At 72.1% G+C, this 19,091-nt stretch carries 17 protein-coding genes; 13 read left to right on the top strand and 4 right to left on the bottom strand.

Features of this window, described 5'->3' with window-relative positions; translation table 11 throughout:
- The first annotated feature begins 194 nt into the window (after positions 1-194).
- Positions 195-416, top strand: a complete 222-nt coding sequence (locus AB0C25_RS27115; RefSeq protein WP_357377009.1) for a flavin reductase — start codon at positions 195-197, stop codon at positions 414-416.
- 65 nt (positions 417-481) lie between these two features.
- Here AB0C25_RS27115 and AB0C25_RS27110 read toward each other — a convergent pair whose 3' ends face one another.
- Positions 482-1,177: a hypothetical protein gene (locus tag AB0C25_RS27110; RefSeq protein WP_357377008.1), complete on the bottom strand. Its 696-nt coding sequence runs from the start codon at positions 1,175-1,177 to the stop codon at positions 482-484.
- 3 nt (positions 1,178-1,180) lie between these two features.
- Positions 1,181-1,558 (bottom strand): PadR family transcriptional regulator, encoded by a 378-nt coding sequence (locus AB0C25_RS27105; protein WP_357377007.1) that lies wholly within the window; start codon positions 1,556-1,558, stop codon positions 1,181-1,183.
- A gap of 215 nt (positions 1,559-1,773) precedes the next feature.
- On the opposite strand from AB0C25_RS27105, the gene AB0C25_RS27100 reads away from it, so the two are divergent.
- From AB0C25_RS27100 to malQ, 5 genes are all read left to right on the top strand, one after another.
- Positions 1,774-3,060: an ABC transporter substrate-binding protein gene (locus AB0C25_RS27100; RefSeq protein ID WP_357377006.1), complete on the top strand. Its 1,287-nt coding sequence runs from the start codon at positions 1,774-1,776 to the stop codon at positions 3,058-3,060.
- A complete protein-coding gene (locus AB0C25_RS27095) occupies positions 3,057-4,040 on the top strand; it encodes a sugar ABC transporter permease (protein ID WP_357377005.1) in 984 nt (327 codons plus the stop codon). Before AB0C25_RS27100 ends, AB0C25_RS27095 begins: the two co-directional genes overlap by 4 nt.
- Before the next feature lies 1 nt (position 4,041).
- Positions 4,042-4,878, top strand: a complete 837-nt coding sequence (locus AB0C25_RS27090) for a carbohydrate ABC transporter permease (protein ID WP_357248472.1) — start codon at positions 4,042-4,044, stop codon at positions 4,876-4,878.
- 10 nt (positions 4,879-4,888) lie between these two features.
- A complete protein-coding gene (ugpC, locus tag AB0C25_RS27085) occupies positions 4,889-6,097 on the top strand; it encodes a sn-glycerol-3-phosphate ABC transporter ATP-binding protein UgpC (RefSeq protein ID WP_357248469.1) in 1,209 nt (402 codons plus the stop codon).
- Between the two features lie 106 nt (positions 6,098-6,203).
- The gene (malQ, locus tag AB0C25_RS27080; protein WP_357377004.1) at positions 6,204-8,285 is read left to right on the top strand and encodes a 4-alpha-glucanotransferase; all 2,082 of its coding nucleotides are present in this window, start codon (positions 6,204-6,206) and stop codon (positions 8,283-8,285) included.
- Positions 8,286-8,401: 116 nt separating this feature from the next.
- Here the strand turns inward: malQ and AB0C25_RS27075 are convergent, their stop codons facing one another.
- Positions 8,402-9,511, bottom strand: coding sequence for a winged helix DNA-binding domain-containing protein (locus AB0C25_RS27075; RefSeq protein WP_357377003.1), 1,110 nt, complete (start codon positions 9,509-9,511; stop codon positions 8,402-8,404).
- 157 nt (positions 9,512-9,668) lie between these two features.
- Here AB0C25_RS27075 and AB0C25_RS27070 point away from each other — a divergent pair, with 157 nt between their 5' ends.
- The 5 genes from AB0C25_RS27070 to wrbA all read left to right on the top strand — a co-directional run bounded on the left by AB0C25_RS27070 (position 9,669) and on the right by wrbA (position 12,822).
- On the top strand, positions 9,669-10,247 hold the full coding sequence (locus tag AB0C25_RS27070) for a hypothetical protein (RefSeq protein ID WP_357377002.1): 579 nt from the start codon (positions 9,669-9,671) through the stop codon (positions 10,245-10,247).
- Positions 10,248-10,340: 93 nt separating this feature from the next.
- Positions 10,341-10,733 (top strand): hypothetical protein, encoded by a 393-nt coding sequence (locus AB0C25_RS27065; RefSeq protein ID WP_357377001.1) that lies wholly within the window; start codon positions 10,341-10,343, stop codon positions 10,731-10,733.
- Positions 10,734-10,797: 64 nt separating this feature from the next.
- Positions 10,798-11,556, top strand: a complete 759-nt coding sequence (locus tag AB0C25_RS27060; RefSeq protein WP_357377000.1) for a HipA family kinase — start codon at positions 10,798-10,800, stop codon at positions 11,554-11,556.
- Positions 11,553-11,921, top strand: coding sequence for a DUF3037 domain-containing protein (locus tag AB0C25_RS27055; RefSeq protein ID WP_357376999.1), 369 nt, complete (start codon positions 11,553-11,555; stop codon positions 11,919-11,921). Before AB0C25_RS27060 ends, AB0C25_RS27055 begins: the two co-directional genes overlap by 4 nt.
- 283 nt (positions 11,922-12,204) lie before the next feature.
- The gene (wrbA, locus tag AB0C25_RS27050) at positions 12,205-12,822 is read left to right on the top strand and encodes an NAD(P)H:quinone oxidoreductase (protein WP_357248453.1); all 618 of its coding nucleotides are present in this window, start codon (positions 12,205-12,207) and stop codon (positions 12,820-12,822) included.
- Between the two features lie 87 nt (positions 12,823-12,909).
- Here wrbA and AB0C25_RS27045 read toward each other — a convergent pair whose 3' ends face one another.
- Positions 12,910-14,829: an anthranilate synthase family protein gene (locus AB0C25_RS27045; RefSeq protein WP_357376998.1), complete on the bottom strand. Its 1,920-nt coding sequence runs from the start codon at positions 14,827-14,829 to the stop codon at positions 12,910-12,912.
- Between the two features lie 209 nt (positions 14,830-15,038).
- Between AB0C25_RS27045 and AB0C25_RS27040 the strand changes: the two genes are divergently transcribed.
- The gene (locus AB0C25_RS27040) at positions 15,039-16,451 is read left to right on the top strand and encodes an FGGY family carbohydrate kinase (RefSeq protein WP_357376997.1); all 1,413 of its coding nucleotides are present in this window, start codon (positions 15,039-15,041) and stop codon (positions 16,449-16,451) included.
- Positions 16,452-16,667: 216 nt separating this feature from the next.
- Positions 16,668-19,088: a nitrate- and nitrite sensing domain-containing protein gene (locus AB0C25_RS27035; RefSeq protein WP_357376996.1), complete on the top strand. Its 2,421-nt coding sequence runs from the start codon at positions 16,668-16,670 to the stop codon at positions 19,086-19,088.
- Positions 19,089-19,091: the final 3 nt, after the last annotated feature.

Raw genomic sequence — 19,091 nt, 5'->3', positions numbered from 1 at the left:
TGTCACCAGTGGCGGGCTCGCTGGTGGCCGGGACGGCGGCGGCAGGCTCTGCCCCGGGGTCGTTCCCGCCTCCCCCCTTGCGGGAGCGGCCCCTTCCCCGTCTCCGAGGAGGTCACTGTGCTGAGCCCGACAGACCACCACGACGAGACGCGGTGGCGGTGATGGTGGTCCGGCCGCCCGTCCCGCACGTTGCCATGCGTCCCTTGTGGCGGTGCCGCAACTGTGGCCGGGAATGGCCCTGCCAGCCGGCCAAGCTCGCCCTGCTGTCGGAGTACCGGACCAACAGGATCGCGCTGCTCATTTACCTCGGCACCCTCATGAACGAGGCGACGGCCCAGCTCACCCAGCTCCACCCAGACCACCCGCCGGCTCGGATGACCGAGCGCTTCCTCTCCTGGGCGAGAGCCCGGGGCTGACCGCTTAATACCGCGAGGCGGCCTCCCCCGAGTGGGCGAGTGTTTGGGCGGGTGTGCTCGTACCGTCAGGCGGGTTTGACCGTGGTGGCGTCCGGGCGCGAGGTGTCGGAGGCGGGGCGGCTCTCGCGCAGTGACAAGCGACGAGCCAGCATCGTGGCACCCGCGATCGCGGCCAGCACCATGGCGATCTCCATGATCACTACCGTCGGTGCCGTGCTGTAGTCGGTGGCCCAGGCGAAGCCGACGGTGATCGGCGTGATGACGATGCCGGCCACCGGCACGAGGACGCTCATCAGCCGAGCCGTCCGCCGGATCTCGGGCAGGTCGCGGAGCCGGGTCCGTACCGCGATGACCGCTCCCGCGGCGACCACCGCGGCCGGTACGCCGTAGGCGACGGCGACGGCGAGCTGGATCGGTACGTCGATGGAGCGGGGGATGTCGATCAGGTAGACGAATACCGGGTAGACCGCCATCAGGATGGCGTAGCCGACCACGGCACCGAGCACCGCGCCGACAAGTGCGGTGTTGACAACCCGGCCGTAGTCTTCGCGCACCCGTCGGACGCCGGCCTCGTCGGCGAGCCGCCGCGCGAAGCCGGCCACGTCGCCGCCGATCAACTGCGCGGGATCGCCCCCGTCGGAGGCCGCGGCCCGCAGGTCAAGGCGCAGGTCAGCGGCGAGTGTCGCCCGATCGGCGGTGCCGACCCCGTAACCGCGCCACGCCTGGTCGGCTTCGCCCAGAAGGCGGTCGATGGTGTCCATGGGTCAACTCCTCGTGGGGTGGTGGTCGAGCGGGCTGAGAACGGCGTCGACGGTGTCGGTGAAGCGGTCCCACTGTTTCTGCCAGGCGTCCAGGTGGGTCCGGCCGGACCCGGTCAGCGCGTAGACCTTTCGGGGTGGCCCGCTTGGACTGACCTGCTGTTCGTCGGCGACGAGGCCGAGTCGGCGCATCCGAGTCAGCAGGGGATAGATGGTGCCGTAACTGATGGCGCCGAAGCCGGCCGTCTCCATCCGCCGCACCAGCTCGTAGCCGTGCGCCGGCTCGCGTGCCAGCAGCGCCAGCAGGCACATGTCCAGCGCGCCCCGCAGGAGTTGGGTCTGCCGGTCGTTGTCGTCGATGGACTGGCTCTCCGCCGCTACCATGCGACACATACTACCCCGCTAGTTGGTCTCGCGATATACCGAATCGAAACTTCCGCTGCGACAGCCAGGTTTCGCGACTTCGCGGGTGGGGCAGAGTAGCCGCACAGAGCATCCGGGCCGGGCGTTTTCGCAGCTCGTCAGACCTGGACACGACTCGCCGTGCGCCGGGGCACGGACGCCCTCCCCGGTCTTTCGCCGAGGAGAGGGGGAGGGCGATGACGGACCCCGAAACGGCTCGACACCGACGCCGGCCGATTGTTCGGCTGGGCGCGGCGGCGGCCGCGTTGGCGCTTGTCGCACCGCTCGCCGCGTGCGGCGCGGACGACGATGGTGGCCCACCGACGATCAACCTGTACTACCCGCCCGAGCAGAACCTGCAGAAGGTCGTCGACGACTGCAACGCGCAGGCGCAGGGACGATACGAGATCGCCTACCAGGTGCTGCCCCGGCAGGCCGACGACCAGCGGGTGCAGATGGTGCGCCGGCTGGCCGCCCAGGACAGCGGAATGGACCTGCTCGGGCTGGACGTGACCTGGACCCAGGAATTCGCCAGCGCCGACTGGATCCGCGAGTGGACCGGCCAGGACAAGGCCGAGGTCGAGCAGGGCACCCTCGCCGGGCCGCTGTCCACCGCCCGCTACGAGGACAAGCTGTACGCGGCGCCGAAGAACACGAACGTGCAGTTGCTCTGGTACCGCAAGGATCTGGTGCCGCAGCCGCCGACCACCTGGGACCAGATGATCAGCGCGGCCCAGCAGCTCAAGGATCAGGGCAAGCCGTACCAGGTGCTCACCATGGGCGCCCAGTACGAGGGGCTGGTCGTCCTCTACAACACCCTGGCCGAGAGCGCCGGAGGAAAGATCCTCAACGACGACGGCACCCAGGCCGTGATGGACGACGGCACGGTCCGGGCGTTGGAGCAGCTGAAGAAGTTCGCCACGTCGGGCGTGACCTCGCCGTCGTTCAGCAACGCCACCGAGGACCCGGTCCGGCTGGAGTTCCAGTCCGGCTCGGGCGCGTTCCAGGTGAACTGGCCGTTCGTCTACCCGGCCCTCCAGGAGGCCAACCCGGACCTGGCCAAGCAGGTCGGCTGGGCCCGGATCCCCGGCGTCGACGAGGGCACCCCCAGCAAGGTCACCATCGGCGGGGTCAACCTCGCCGTCAGCTCCTACTCCAAGCACCCGGAGCTGTCCTTCGAGGCGGCCCGGTGCATCCGCAGCGCCGAGCACCAGAAGTTCTCCGCCATCAACGACGGCGTGCCACCCACCATCGAGGCGGTCTTCGACGACCCGGAGATGACCGAGGCGTACCCGATGAAGGACACCATCCTGGAAGAGCTGAAGGAACCGGCGACCCGTCCCCTGACACCGGCCTACCAGAGCATCTCCACCGTGATGTCGGCGATCCTGTCGCCGCCGTCGGCGATCCGTCCACAGCAGACCGCCGACGAGCTGCGCGGCGCCATCGCCGACGCCCTCCAATCCAAGGGGGTCCTGCCGTGAGCACCAACGCCACGCCGACCGGCGCGGACGTCGCCGCGGAAGAGACCCGTGCGCCCGCCGCCGTGCCCACCCAACGCGGCGGTGGCCGTAAGCCGCCGTTGAGCGCGAACAAGAAATCCGAGCGCAGGCTGGGCTGGCTGCTCTGCGCCCCCGCCGCCCTGGTCATGATCCTGGTGACCGCGTACCCGATCCTCTACTCGGTCTGGCTGTCGTTGCAGCGCTACGACCTGCGCTTTCCCGACCAGCGTGAGTTCATCGGCCTGGAAAACTACGTCACGGTGCTCACCAACGACTTCTGGTGGACCGCGTTCGGGGTGACCGCGCTGATCACGGTGGTCACCGTGGCCGTCGAGCTGGTGCTCGGCATGGGTCTGGCGATCATCATGCACCGCACGCTGGTCGGGCGGGGCATCGTCCGCACCTCCGCGCTCATCCCGTACGGGATCGTCACGGTGGTCGCGGCGTTCTCCTGGCGGTACGCCTGGACGCCCGGCACCGGCTACCTGGCCGACGTGTTCAGTGACGGCGCACCCCTCACCGAGCGGGCCAGCTCGCTGGCGATCATCATGCTCGCGGAGATCTGGAAGACCACCCCGTTCATGGCGCTGCTGCTGATGGCCGGGCTGGCGCTGGTGCCGGAGGACCTGCTCAAGGCGGCCTCCACCGACGGTGCCACCGCCTGGCAGAAGTTCACGAAGGTGATGCTGCCGGTGATGAAGCCGGCGATCCTGGTCGCGCTGCTGTTCCGCACCCTGGACGCGTTCCGCGTCTTCGACAACATCTTCGTGCTGACCTCCGGGGGCAACGAGACCTCGTCGGTGTCGATGCTCGCCTACAACAACCTGATCCGGGGCCTGAACCTCGGCATCGGCTCGACGATGTCGGTGCTGATCTTCATCGCCGTGGCGATCATCGCGTTCGTCTTCGTGAAGCTGTTCGGCACCGCTGCCCCCGGCAGCGACGACGGGGAGAGGCGCTGACATGGCCGTCGAAACCACCACCCGAGCGAAGCTGCGCTGGGGTCTGCTGGACGTCGTCGTGGTCGTCTTCGCGCTCGTCCCGGTGCTGTGGATCGCGTCGCTGTCGTTCAAGACGCCGGCCACCCTCACCGACGGGAACTTCATTCCTCGAGAGTGGACGCTCGACAACTACAAGACGATCTTCGACACCGACCAGTTCGTCCGGGCGCTCGTCAACTCGATCGGCATCGCCCTGATCGCCACGCTGATCGCGGTGGTGCTCGGCGCGATGGCCGCGTACGCGATCAGTCGGCTGGACTTCCCCGGCAAGAAGGTGCTGGTCGGCGTCTCCCTGCTGATCGCGATGTTCCCGCAGGTGTCGCTGGTGTCACCGCTGTTCGAGATCGAGCGGACGATCGGCATCTTCGACACCTGGCTCGGGCTGATCACGCCGTACATCACCTTCGCGCTGCCGCTGGCGATCTACACGCTGTCGGCGTTCTTCAAGCAGATCCCGTGGGACCTGGAGAAGGCGGCGAAGATGGACGGCGCCACGCAGGCCCAGGCATTCCGCCGGGTGATCGCCCCGCTGGCCGCGCCCGGGTTGTTCACCACGGCGATCCTGGTGTTCATCTTCTGCTGGAACGACTTCCTGTTCGCCATCTCGCTGACCTCCACCGAGCGGTCCCGCACGGTGCCGGCCGCGCTGTCGTTCTTCACCGGCGCGTCGCAGTTCGAGGACCCCACCGGGGCGATCTGCGCCGCCGCCGTCGTGATCACCGTTCCGATCATCCTGTTCGTCCTCTTCTTCCAGCGCCGCATCGTGTCCGGCCTGACCTCCGGCGCAGTCAAGGGATAGGTGAGTAGTCATGGCTGACATCGTGCTCGACAAGGTGAGCAAGAGTTTCCCGGACGGGACCGTCGCCGTGCAGGACGTCGACCTGGAGATCGCCGACGGCGAGTTCGTGATCCTGGTCGGCCCCTCGGGCTGCGGCAAGTCCACCACCCTCAACATGATCGCCGGCCTGGAGGACATCAGCTCCGGCGAGCTGCGCATCGGCGGCCAGCGGGTCAACGACAAGGCTCCCCGGGACCGGGACATCGCCATGGTCTTCCAGTCGTACGCCCTGTACCCGAACATGACCGTGCGGGAGAACATGGCGTTCCCGCTGCGGCTGGCGAAGCTGGACAAGGAGACCATCAACCAGAAGGTCGACGAGGCGGCCAAGGTGCTGGAGCTGACCACCCTGCTGGACCGCAAGCCGGCCAACCTCTCCGGCGGGCAGCGGCAGCGGGTGGCGATGGGCCGGGCGATCGTCCGCCAGCCGAAGGCGTTCCTGATGGACGAGCCGCTGTCCAACCTCGACGCCAAGCTGCGGGTGCAGATGCGCACGGTGGTGTCCCGGTTGCAGAAGCAACTCGGCACGACCACCGTCTACGTCACCCACGACCAGACCGAGGCGATGACCCTCGGCGACCGCGTGGTGATCATGCGCGGCGGCGCGGTGCAGCAGGTCGGCCCTCCCCAGGAGCTGTACGACCACCCGCGCAACCTCTTTGTGGCCGGCTTCATCGGCTCCCCGTCGATGAACTTTCTGCACGCCGCCGTACAGGACGGCAGCCTGCACACGGCCCTGGGTGACGTGCCGCTCGGCGACCGGGTCCGCCGCGAGCTGGAGGCGGCCGACGCACCCCGGGAGCTGATCCTCGGCATCCGCCCCGAGCACTTCGAGGACGCCGAACTTGTCGACGACGACACCCGCCGCCGGGGCATGGAGTTCGAGGCGCCTGTCGACATCGTCGAGTCGATGGGCTCGGACAAGTACGTCTACTTCACCGTGGAGGGCGAGAAGGCCAGCGCCGCCGAACTGGAGGAGTTGGCCGCCGACGCCGGTGCCGCCGACTTCGCCGGTGCCGGTGGCAACCTGGTGACCCGGCTGTCCGCGGAGTCACCGGTGGCCGAGGGACAGTCCCGCCGGGTCTGGTTCAACCTGGAGAAGATCCACCTGTTCGACCCGGCCACCGGCCGCAACCTGACCCTCCACGAGGGCCGCGCGGCCGGCGCGCTCGCCGACTGACGGTGCCACATCGACGGGGCGCGGCGTGCGGGGCGCGGGGCGTGTCCTGCGCCGCGCCGCCGGTCGTGGGAAGGTGTTTGGGTCGCTTTGTGAGGCGGGGGGCGGGATGGACCGACGATTGACCGCGCTGGCCAAGGCGCACGGCGTGTCCACCTGGTACGAGGACTGGCGGCACCGTCGCGTCGAGGTCGCACCGGAGACCGTGGTGGGCGTGCTCGGACTGCTCGGCGTGGACGCCACCAGCCCGACCGCCGTGGCCGACGCGCTCGCCGCCGCCCGCGCGGTCGACCGGAGCGCGCTGCCGGCGACCGTGGTGCTCACCCACGGCGCGACGCGGGCGCTGCCCGGCCCGGGGGTGGTGACCCTGGAGGACGGCGGCCGGCGTGCCGTCGACAGCGAGCTGCCGGGGGACCTGCCGCTGGGCTGGCACCGGTTGAGCTGCGCCGGCCGGGAGGTGACGCTTGTCGTGGTGCCCCGTCGGTTGCCGGTGCCGCCGCGCACCTGGGGTTGGATGCTCCAGCTCTACGCGCTCAGCTCGGAACGCTCCTGGGGCATGGGCGACCTCGGCGACCTCGCCGACTTCACCGGCTGGGCCGGGGCCACCGGTGCCGGGCTGGTGCTGCTCAACCCGCTGCACGCGGTCGGGTCGGCGCACCCGGTCGCCGCATCCCCCTACTCGCCGGCCAGCCGCCGCTTCGTCAATCCGCTCTACCTGCGGGTCAGCGACACCGCCGCGTACACCGCGGCGGACCCGGCGACCCGGGCCGTGGTCGACGCCCTGCGGCCCGACCGTGGGGACCTGATCGACTACGACCAGGTGTGGACGGCCAAGCGGCACGCCCTGGAGCTGCTGCACCCGTACGCCCAGCCGGTCGACCTCGCCGCGGACCCGGCGCTGGCGAGCTTCGCCACCTGGTGCGCCCTGGCCGAGCGGCACGGCAACGACTGGCGGGCCTGGCCGGCGGAGCTGCACCACCCGGACGCCCCGGCGGTCGCCGAGCAGCGCCGCCAGCTCGCCGATCGGGTGGCCTTCCACGCCTGGCTGCAACACCTGTGCGACGAGCAGCTCGACGCCGTCACGGCGGCGGCTCGTACCGCCGGGATGCCGGTCGGCGTGGTGCACGACCTGGCGGTCGGCATCGACCCGGGTGGCGCGGACGGCTGGCAGCTCGCCGACGTGCTGGCCCAGGGCGTCCGGGTCGGCGCGCCGCCGGACGACTTCAACCAGCTCGGCCAGGACTGGGGGCTCGCGGCGTGGCGCCCGGACCGGCTCGCGGCGACCGGGTACGCCGCGTACCGGGACATGTTGCGCCGGACCCTGCGGCACGGGGGCGGCCTGCGGGTCGACCACGTCGCCGGCCTGTGGCGGCTGTGGTGGGTGCCGCCGGGCGGCGGGGCCGCCGAGGGCACCTACGTGCGCTACGACGCCGAGGCGATGCTCGGCATCCTCGCGCTGGAGGCGCACCGTGCCGAGGCCGTGGTGGTCGGCGAGGATCTGGGTACGGTCCAACCGGCGGTGACCCGTGGTCTGCGCGGGCGCAACATGCTCGGCTCGACGGTGCTGTGGTTCGCCCGCGACGACCAGGGTGACTTCGTCCCGCCGGCCCGGTGGCCGCGCAACGCTCTCGCCACGATCTCCACCCACGACCTGCCGACCGCGCCGGGCTTCCTCACCGGCGAGCACGTGCGGGTACGCGACGACTTGAAGCTGCTCGACACCGACGTGGCGGTGGAGCGGGCTCGCGCCGTCGCCGACCGGGAGCGCCTGCTCACGATGCTGCGGACCGAGCGCCTCCTGCCCGACCCGGATGCGGCACCCGATCCGGCCGCGGCACCCGATTCGGCCGCGACCTCCGATCCGGCGCTGGACCGGCCGGCCGGGGCGTCCCACGACGGCGAGGTGGTGGTGGCGATGCACGCCGCGCTCGCGGCAAGCCCGGCTCGCCTGCTCGGCGTCTCCCTCTACGACGTGCTGGGCGAGGTACGCCAGCCCAACCTGCCGGGCACGGTCGACGAATATCCGAACTGGCGGTTGCCGCTGCCCGCCGGCGTGGCGCAGATCCGCGCGGACCCCCGGGTGGCCCGGGTCGTCGACCTGCTCAACGCGGCGCGTCCACGATCGGGTGACGCGCGGTCGGCACGCCCACCATCGGGTGACGCGCGGTCGGCGCGCCCGGCCGAGGACTGACGCCCGCCCGACCAGGCCGGACCAGGCTGACCGGCCCGGACCAGGCCAGGCCGGACCAGGCCAGGCCAGGCCGGGCCGGACCGGACCAGGCCGGACCGGGCCGGGGTGAGCAGCGCTCAGGTCGGCCAGTCGAAGCGGGGCGGCAGCCCCAGGTAGTCGGCGTACCGACGTAGTGCCTGCTCGACGCGGGCCCGCTCGTCGGCCGCCATCGGGGTCAGTGGCTGGACCGTGATGGTGACCGCGGCCCGGCCCACCTTGCGCTTCCACACGCCCACCACGCGGCCGGAGCGGACCACGGTCGCCTGGAAGATGCCGTTGTTGCCCGGCACCACGGCCGCCTGGTGCGCCGGGTCGAGCATCAGCGTGCGATCCCGGTAGCCGAGCAGGTACTCGTCGAAGCCGGGCAGCGCCAGCACGTCATCGGGCGGAGTGCGCGGCGCACCGGCCAGCGCCGCGTCGACGTGCATCGGTGCGCCGTCGACCCGTACCGTGCCCAGCAGGTCGCCGGCCGCGGCCAGGCCGCGCCGGGCGTCGGTCAGGGTGAGGCCGGTCCAGCCGGCGAACTCGCGGTCGGTGACCGGCCCGTGCCCCCGGACGTAGCGGTGGGCGAGCAGGGCCAACGCCTCGTCCCGCTCCAGCCGACGTTGCTCCGGCGCCCACTCGTCGAGCAGGGCGAAGGTCTGGTCGGTGCCGACGTTCGGTGCCACACAGGTCACTCCGCGCACACTCGCGTACCAGAGCAGGTGGTAGCCGCGTTGCCCGTCGGTGCCCAGGCCGGCTTCGCGCAGGGTCGCCAGGCACTGTGCGCGGGTGAGCCGGCCGCCGCCGGTCAACGCGGTGCCGAGGACGTCGACCGCCCGATCCGCGTCGGCCTCGGTGAGCCCGAGCTGTGCCCGGCGGGTCGCCGCGCCGGCCAGTGAGCGAACCCCGGTCAGCTCCAGCATCCAGCGGGCGTCGGCGGGTGGGACCAGGTGCACGGTGCCCCGCATCGGCCAGGTGCGCAGCGCCTCGCGTCGCTCCAGGGCCGCCTGCACGTCCGTGACGGTCCGGCCAGCCAGCCGCGCGCCCAGTGACCACAGCCCACTGGCCAGGTCCTGTGCCTGCATCGCGCCGAACCACTCGACGACGTCGGCGACACCAGCGGGTCGGGTGCTCGGATGCGGGCGCAGCAGCAGGCTTGTCATCCGCAGACCGAGCGCCTCGGATGCGGTGAGCTCCCCGGTCATCGGGCTCCTTCCCCGGAGGTTGCTGCGTCAGGGTAGGCCACCCGACCGACAGCGGACCCCCGGCGGGACGAGGCGGTGGCGCGAGCCCCGCTGTCCGCACGGGGATCCACCGCAAAAGCGGCAGGCTGGATCCGGCACGTGCGGCTACGGTCGGGCGATGGCGATCGAGTGGAACAGCCGGGTGAACCGAGCGTTCGTCCTTCGCGACGCGGTCGATCTGACGGGCGTCCGGCTGGCCGAGTTGCTCGGCTGGCCGGACGCGCGACGGCGTGTCGAGGTACGCGAGGCGAGCATGGCCAGGCTCAGGGGTGGGACAAGCGGTCCGGTTGCTCCGTCGGTGCTCGGGCAGCGGGTCGATCCGTTCCATGACCGGTTCGCCGGCGTCGACGTGTACCTCGAGATCCCCGACTGGGATGCGGCTGCTCTCGTGGGCGTCTCGCAGTACGAGCCGCGAACGGAGGACCCGGAGACCGGCATGTTCGCGTGGGTGACGTCCGATCGAACGACGGTGTCCCACGCGCTGGCCATCACCGCGACGGTCGCCCTGGCCGAGTGTGGTGACGGGGAGGTCGTCGACGAGTACGGCTACCTGTCCGACGAGCGGTTGAACCCGCCCGCCGAGCTGTTCGAGCGGCTGCGCGTGCCCGCGGCGCAGGAGTCCCTCGACGCCGCCGTCGACGCCGTCCTGGCCAAGACCCGGCTGCTCCGGCGGTATCCCCGTGTCGACGCCCCCTGACCGGCAGCACCACCTCGGGTGGCATAACCGCAGGTCCGGAGGGTAGGCGGCCGACCGGAAGTACGCGAGCCGCGCGTACGAAAGGGGAGTCTCATGACTGCCGCAAGCGAACCGGCACGGGGTGCCGGCGTATCGGCCGGGTCCCGGGCACACCGGGCGTCCACCGATGCCAAGACCAGCGCGGCCGCCACCTTCGCACTGGTCTTCGGGGTGGCCGGCCTGTTCAGTGTGTTGACCGCGATCCTCGCCTGGCTGGGGCTGGTGCTCGGGATCATCGGGATCATCCTCGGCATCGTCGGCCTCAAGATGGCACGCCGACCCGGGGTCACCGGGCGTGGCGTGTCGATCGGCGGTCTGGTGCTCAGCATCCTGGCGGTGCTGATCGGCCTGGGCCTCGCCGCGGGCATCACCACCTTCGTCAACAACGAGAACGCGGTGGACCGCCTGCAGACCCAGGTCGACAAGCTGCGCGACAAGATCGACTGACCCGCGCGTCCCGGTCTGGGGCGGCCCGCCACCCGTCCCGGCCGGCCCCAGTAGGGTGGGCGGCGTGCTCCGCCAGGTCACCGCCATCCGCTACGTCACCCCGCTGCGCGAGGGTGGGTCGCTGCCGGGCGTGGTGGAGGCCGACGACCTGGGCACGTACGTGGCGAAGTTCCGCGGCGCCGGCCAGGGACCCAAGGCGCTGATCGCCGAGGTGATCTGCGGCGAGTTGGCCCGCCGTCTGGAGCTGCGGGTGCCCCCGCTGGTCGTGCTCGACATCGACCCGGTCATCGGGCGAGCCGAGCCCGACCAGGAGGTGCAGGAGTTGCTGCGCAACAGCGGCGGGGCCAACCTGGGGATGGACTTCCTGCCCGGGGCACTGGGCTTCGACCCGCTGGCGCACCCCGTCGACCCGGTGCTGGCCTCCCGGGTGCTCTGGTTCGACGCGTACGTGGAGAACGTCGACCGGAGTTGGCGCAACCCCAACCTGCTGGTCTGGCACCGGGAGTTGTGGCTGATCGACCACGGGGCCTCGCTGTACTTCCACCACAACTGGCCGCGAGCCGAGGCGGCCGTGCACCGTGCCTACCGGGCTGACGACCACGTGCTCGCGCCGTACGCCTCCCGGCTGGCCGACGCCGACGCCGAGTTGGCGCCCCGGGTCACCCCGGAGTTGCTCACCGAGGTGCTGGCGCTGGTGCCGGGGGAGTGGCTGACCGCCGCCGACTTCGAGACGGCCGACGCCGCTCGCGCCGCGTACCTGGAACATCTGTCCCGCCGGGTCGTCCGCACCGCCGACTGGCTGCCGCAGGGGAGCGCGGCATGAGGCACCCCTTCGAGTACGCGCTGATCCGGCTGGTGCCCCGCATCGAGCGCGGCGAACAGATCAACGTCGGGGTGCTGCTCTACTGCCAACAGCGCGACTTCCTGGCCGCGCGTACGCACCTGGACGCCGACCGGGTCCGCGCGCTGGCGCCGGACGTCGACCTGCCGGCGGTGGCCGCCGTGCTCTCGTCCCTCGACCGGACCTGCTCCGGCGACGGGCCGGCGACCCGGATGCGGCTCGGTGAGCGGTTCCACTGGCTGGCCGCTCCGCGCAGCACGATGATCCAGACCGGGCCGGTGCACACCGGGCTCACCGCCGATCCGGCGGCCGAGGTGGAACGGTTGATGGTGGCCCTGGTCCGCTGAGCGGCGGCGGCCCGGGCTCGGCCCCCTGATCGCGCTGCGCCAGCTCCGTTGCTGGCGAAGCGCGATCCCCCGTTCAGGTGCCCGGTGCGGGGCGACGATTGGTTCCCGCCGGCACCGGTGACATCAGGATCGCCGTCCGTACGGGGCGCGGGGTCGAAACAGTCGGGAAGTTGCGGAAAACTTGAGCCGGCGGACCGGAACAGGGGTCCGCTTGCCCTGCCGTTAGAGGTCGCGCCCAGCGGGTAGTCGCGGGAGCTGACCCGAGACGAGAAGGGGACATCTGATGGCTGCCCAGACCAAGGTAGCGGTGATCTACTACAGCGCCACCAGCATCACGTACCAGATGGCGCAGGCTGTCTGCGAGGCTGCCGGAGATGCCGGCGCCGACGTACGCCTGCGTAAGGTCCGCGAGCTGGCGCCGGACGAGGCGATCCGCTCCAACTCCGGCTGGCAGGCGCATCACCTGGAGACCCAGGACGTTCCCGAGGCGATGGTCGACGACCTGGCCTGGGCCGATGTGGTGATCATGGGTGCTCCGACCCGCTACGGCATGATCGCGGCCCAGCTGAAGCAGTTCATCGACACCACCGGTCCGCTGTGGGCACAGGGTGCGCTTGCCAACAAGGTCTACGCCGCCTTCACCTCGACGGCGACCTCGCACGGCGGGCAGGAGACCACGCTGACCTCGCTCTTCAACGTCTTCTACCACTGGGGTGGCGTCGTGGTCGCCCCCGGTTACACCGACACCAGCCAGTTCATCGCCGGCAACCCGTACGGTGCCTCGCACACGAGCAACAACGGGGAGATCGCCCCGGACGCCGTGGCACTCGGGGCCTGCGCGCTGACCGCCCGACGTGCGGTGCTGCTCGGCACCGCGCTGAAGGCGGGCATGGCCGGCTGACGACGGGAGGCGACCGGTGGCGCGGGCGGGGGCTCTCGGCCCGTCCACGCCACCGGTCGCATCCCGCTCTACCCGGCGACGGGACGGCTATGCGCGCCCGCCCGTGGCGGACAGCTCGTCGGCGCTCGGTGCCGGCAGCAGATCAGTCAGCAGCTCGCTGAGCACCGCGAGCCCGTCCGGGCTGAGCACCGACTCCGGGTGGAACTGCACACCGGCGAAGCCGCGCCCCCGGAGGGCGTGCACCGCGCCGTCGCCCGCGTCCCGGGCCAGCTCCACCGGCCCGTACGCGCTGGCCACCCGGTCCTCGTCCGCGCGCGCCGTGAACGTGGAGTAGAACCCCACCCGGCGCTCCCGCCCGAACAGCGACACCTCCCGCTGCGTCCCCTGGTAGGGCGCCTCGCGGCGGTGCAGGGCCAGCCCCAGCAGCCCGGCCAGCACCTGGTGGCCGAGGCAGACCGCGAGGGTGGGCCGCCCGGTCGCCAGCAACTCGGCCAGCAACTCCCGCAGCGCCACCATCTTCGGCTCGTCCAGGCTGCCCGGGTCACCCGGCCCGGGGCCGACCACCACCAGGTCGTAGCCGTCGACGGGACCACCCGCGTGCCACGGCCGCAGGCTCACCGCGAGGCCCAGCGCGCCCAGTTGGTGGGCCAGCATCCCGGTGAAGGTGTCCTCGGCGTCCACGATCAACACTCGGCGGCCGACCAGTCCGGGCAACCCGGACGCCCCCGGCGCCCGCTGGTCCAGCCAGAACCGCGCCAGCGGCGCGTTGCGCGCGGCCAGCGCGTCGCGTACCTCCGGGTCGTCGGCCAGCCGGGCGACCGGGCCGCCGCCGGCGGACGCCGCCGGCCCGAGGCCGAGCGCGGCCAGCACACCGGCGGCCTTGGCGTGCGTCTCCGCCACCTCACCCGCCGCCGTCGAGTGTCGGACCAGGGTGGCGCCCACCGGCACCCGCAGGTGGCCGGTGGGGGAGATCTCGGCGGTACGGATCAGGATCGGCGCGTCCAGCGTCTGCCGACCGGCCTCGTCGTGACCGAGCAGCGCCAGCACCCCGGCGTAGTAGCTCCGGCCGCGGCCCTCGTGTCGGGCGATCACCCGACAGGCGTTCTCCATCGGGCTGCCGGTCACGGTCGGGGCGAACATCGTCTCGCGAAGCACCTCCCGAACGTCGCGGGTGCCCCGCCCGGCCAGCAGGTACTCGGTGTGCGCCAGGTGCGACATCTCCTTCAGGTACGGGCCGATCACCTGGCCGCCGTCCTCGGCGACGGTGGCCATCATCTTCAGTTCCTCGTCGAGCACCATGTACAGCTCCTCGACCTCCTTCGGGTCGGCGAGGAAGCGCAGCAGCGCCGCCCGGTCCGCGGTGCCGCCGCCGGAGCGGAAGGTGCCGCTGATCGGGTTCATCATGACCAGCCCGTCGTCGACGCTCACGTGCCGCTCCGGGCTGGCACCGACAAGCGTCCGGGTGCCGGTGTGCACGACGAACGTCCAGTACGCGCCGCGTTCGGCCACCAGCAACCGGCGTAGCGCGGCCAGCGCGGCCACCAGCGGTCGGCCCTGCACGGTGGCGTGCAGGGTGCGGTGGATGACGAAGTTCGCGCCCTCGCCGCGGCCGATCTCCTCGGCGAGCACCCGCTGCACGGTCCGGGCGTACTCCTCGTCGGTGACGTCGAAGGCGGCGTCGCTGGTGCGGACCGGTTCGTCGGGCAGCGTGGCCAGGGCGTCGGCCAGCGGGATCCGCCGATGCTCGCGGACCTGGAGGCACTCCAGCGGAGCGCCGTCGTCGACGCAGGCGAAGCCGCGTTCGGTGATCTGGCGGTACGGCACCAGGGCCAGCGTCCGTGCTCCGGGCGTGCCCGATGGCAGCGGAATGTCGGCCAGGCGCTCGACGGTGTCGACCGGGCCGGTGAACAACTCCAGCTCGTCCGCGCCCTCGCGGCGCAGCAACGCGAAGGGTCCCGGATCGGCGCCGCTGGTCACGGCGGTGAGCAGGTCGGTCAGGTGGGTCATCGAGTGTCTCCGTGGGGCCGGGCGCCGCCGGTCGAGGCGGCCATCCGGGCCGGGGAGATCCGGCGGCCGCCTCGATGGCGGCCGCGTGGATGAAGCTACGCGCGAAGGGTGCCCGCCGGGTCGGCGGGCCACCAGCAGGTCGGATGCGCGAGCATGTGATCCACCCTACGCGCCCGGCGCCCGCCTGGCACCGGGTAACTTGACCGGCGATGAACATTCTCGCGCTCGACCTGGGTACCTCCTCGGTACGCGGGCTCGTGCTGGACCCCGACAGCCGTCCGCTGCCCGGTGCCCTGGCCCGGCGCAAGGTCGACCTCGCCATCGGCGACGACGGCACCGGCACGCTGTCCGGCCCCGGCTACCTCGCCTGCCTGATCGAGTGCCTCGACGAGTTGGCCGACGCGGGCCACCTGCACGACGTGGACCTGGTGGCGGTCTCCGCCCAGTGGCACTCGGTGCTGCCGCTCGACCGCGACGGCACCCCGATGGGTCCGGTGGTCACCTGGCTGGACACCCGGCCCGCGCCGGTCGGCGGTACGGCGGGGCCTTCCGACCCGGACGGCTTCCACCAGCGCACCGGCTGCTGGTGGCACCGCTCGTACTGGTCGATGCGGTTGCCCTGGCTGCGCGAGCAGTCCGGCAGCCCGATCGCCCGGTTCGTCGGCCTGCCGGAGTACGTGCTGGGCGAGCTGCTCGACGACGCGCCCATGTCGGTGTCCCAGGCCTCCGGGACCGGTCTGCTCGACCTGCGCACCCTGCGCTGGGACGAGGAGGCGCTGACGCTGGCCGGGGCGCGGCCGGGGGACCTGCCGGCTCTCGGCGGGTTGGACTGGCACGGCCGGCTCCGGGCCGAGAGGGCCCGCCGGTGGCCGCAGCTGGCGCAGGCCCGGTGGTCACCGCCGGTGGGCGACGGTGGGGCATCGAACGTCGGCTCGGGCTGCGTCGACCCGAGCCGGGCCGCGGTCACCGTGGGCACCTCGGCGGCCGTACGGCTGATGCAGCGCATCCCGGCCGGCGAGCCGATGCCCCGGCTCCCCGAGCGTCTGTGGCGTTACCGGGTCGACCACGACCACGTGGTCACCGGCGCGGCGTACGCCTGCGGCGGCAACCTGTTCGCCTGGGCGAACCGGGAGCTGCGGTTGCCCCAGGGCGCTGAGCTGGACGCGGCGCTGGCGCTGGTGCCGGTGGGCGGTGGCCGACCGGCCGATCCGCGCTTCGGTGGCGACCGGCCGCCCGGTCTGCTGCCGGCGGGCAGCGGGCAGCTCCGCGACCTCAGCTTCAGCACCACCTCGGTGGACATCCTGGCCGGGCTGATGCAGGGCCTGTGTGACCTGGTCGCCGAGGATCTCGCGGTGCTGGAATCCACCATCGACAAACCGGTGGGCGTGGTGCTGGGCGGCGGTGCGGTGGCCGCCTCGGTGTGGTGGCGGCAGGCCTTCGCCGCCGCGCTGGCACCGCGACCGGTGTCGCACCAGCGAAACCCGGAGATCGGTGCCACCGGGGCGGCGCTTGTGGCGCTGGGCCGGTTCGGAGACGCGATCGGGCTCGCCGACATCGGCCGGACGGACGAGCTGGTCTTGCCGACCACGGCAGGACGTTCCCACCCGCAGTATCCTTCCTGAACCTCCGCGTCGCCCGGGCCGTTGACAGCGCTCCCGAGCCTGGTTGGATGGACTGCGCTCCCCGGACCGCGGTGGACGCGGTAGGACCGAGGAGGCAGGGTGGCGGTGGGTTCCGACCCGGCGAGCGGCACGGTGTCGAGCCACCGCCGACGCCGCTTCGACGTCCGAGTCGTGCCACATCGGCGTCGGTCACCGTTCCGGCTGCGGGACTGGCGGATGAGCACGAAGCTGGCGACCGTGCTGATGGTGCCGTCGATGGCGTTCCTGGTGCTCGCCGGGGTGCAGACCAGCGCACTGGTCGGGCGGACGACGGCGTTGAACGACTTCTCCCGCCAGGTCGGCATCGGCCGGCAGATCACCACCGTGGTGCACCAGCTCCAGCAGGAACGAGACCGCTCGGCGGGGGAGCTGGGTGAGCGGCGCGGGGGCGGCGACCGGGACAACGCCGCGTCCAACCTGAAGCCGTTGCAGACGGTGACCGACCGGGCGATCGTGGACCTGCGTCGGGCCGCCGAGCCGCTCGCGGACGCCGACGCGTCCTGGCGGGTCGCCTACTCCGAGGCGATGGAGGCGTACGACCAGGTTGTCGACATCCGGCCGGCGATCCCGCCGGCGGTGCTCAGCAGCGACACGATCCTGAGCAACTACCACCGGGCGGTCAGCGCGATGCTCGACCTGCTGGCCGAGCCGACCCCTGGTCAGGACCAGCCCGCGTTGAACAACGCGGTCCTGCGCTACGTGCAGCTGGCCCGGGTCAAGGAACTCTCCTCCCGGCTGCGCGCCCAGCTCTACGCCGCCTCCCGCGCCGGCGGGTACGGCACCGAGGACCGGGTGCTCCTCGCGGACCTGCGCGGCCAACAGCTGACCGCGCTCGGCGCGTTCCGGGTGGCCGCGACCGACGACCAGATCCGCCGCTACGACGAGACCACGGTGACTCCGGAGTTCCAGGTCGCGACGCGGCTGGAGGAACGCAGCCTGCCGGCCAGCGACGCGGTGCCGAAGGTGCTGCCGTCGGAGCAGTGGTGGGCGGCCAGCCAGCAGCGCCAGGACCTGTTGCGCCAGCTCGAGGCGGGGGTGCTGGACGACGCGGTGCGGCAGGCCGACGACGCCAGCAGCGGTCAGCTTCGGGCCACCCTGCTGGTCGTCGGCGGCATCGTCGTGGTCCTGCTGGTCGCCCTGCTGATCTCGTTGCTCATCGGACGGTCGGTGGCCCGTTCGATGCGGTTGCTGCGGAGTCAGGCGCTCCGGATCGCGCAGGTCGAGCTGCCGGACGCGCTGGACCGCCTCAAGACCGTCACCGGTGGGGTGCCCGCCATCGACGTCGCGCCCGCGGTGGTCCGCTCGCTCGACGAGATCGGCGAGCTGGCGGAGGCGTTCGTGGCGGTGCACCGCAGCGCCGTCACCGTCGCCGTCGAGCAGGCGCTCATGCGGCGCAACGTCAACGCGATGTTCGTCAACCTGGCCCGCCGTAGCCAGGTGCTCGTGGAACGCCAACTGGAGCTGCTGGACGACCTGGAGCGTGAGGAGAGCGACCCGGACCAGTTGGAGAACCTGTTCAAGCTCGATCACCTGGCCGCCCGCATGCGCCGCAACGACGAGAGTCTGCTGGTGCTCGCCGGCACCGACTCGACCCGGCGGTGGAACCGGCCGGTCGGCATCGGTTCGATGTTGCTGGCCGCCGCCGCGGAGATCGAGCAGTACCAGCGGGTCCGCATCGAGTCGGTGTCCGACGGGCATGTGGTCGGGCACGCCGTCGGCGAACTGGTGCACCTGTTGGCCGAGTTGCTGGAGAACGCCACTGCCTTCTCCCGCCCGGACACCCTCGTCGTGGTGACCGCCAGGGTCGAGGCCGCGACCGCGCTGATCGAGATAGTCGACAGTGGTCTCGGCATGAGCCCGGCCGCGCTGGCCGAGGCGAACGCGGTACTGACCAGCCCTCCGGCCGCGGATGTCGCGGCGGTGGAGCGGATGGGTCTGTTCGTGGTCAGCCACCTGGCCGCCCGGCTGGGCGTCAGCGTGCGCCTCGACGGGGGACAGGACGGCCTGGTCGCCCGACTCGTGCTGCCCGCGGTGCTGTTGGCGCCGGAGGGTCCGGTGGAGCTGGATCCACCCGCGCCGGCCCGGATGCTGGCGACGAGCGCCGCGCGGGAGATGGCGGCACCGCCCGGGGGCTCCCGGGAGGCAGACGCGCCGGCAGCGGGCTTCGGTGCCCGGGACCTACCGGTGGCCGGCCGGCGGCCGGGGGCGGCCGTGCCCCGTCAGGCCCGTCCGGTGCCGGTGCGCTCCGAGGACGTGCTGACCCCGGCCGGCGATCCCGGCGCAGGGGCGGGCTGGTGGTCGCGACAGGGGCCGTCCGCTCCGGCGGTGCCCGCCGCGGCGGTGCCGCCGGCCATCCCGGTGACCGCCGGCACGAACGAGCGCGGACTTCCGGTGCGGGTGCCGATGGCGCAGTTGAGCGCGGTCACCCGTACGGCACAACCGACCTCGGCGCCGAACCGCGTCGACCTGGACCCGGAAGCGGTCGGTGGCATGCTCTCCCGGCTCTACAGCGGGGTGCGGCGCGCCGAGGCCGAGGACACCACCGAGATTTCCGGGCCACCGCCCGGGGTGCACGACGAAGGGGGACGACGACAGTGACGA

The organism is Micromonospora sp. NPDC048839 (assembly GCF_040649915.1).
In the GTDB taxonomy this organism is placed as follows: domain Bacteria; phylum Actinomycetota; class Actinomycetes; order Mycobacteriales; family Micromonosporaceae; genus Micromonospora.
The sequence above is the reverse complement of the archived record's forward strand: the minus strand, read 5'-3'. Positions and strand labels throughout refer to the sequence as shown.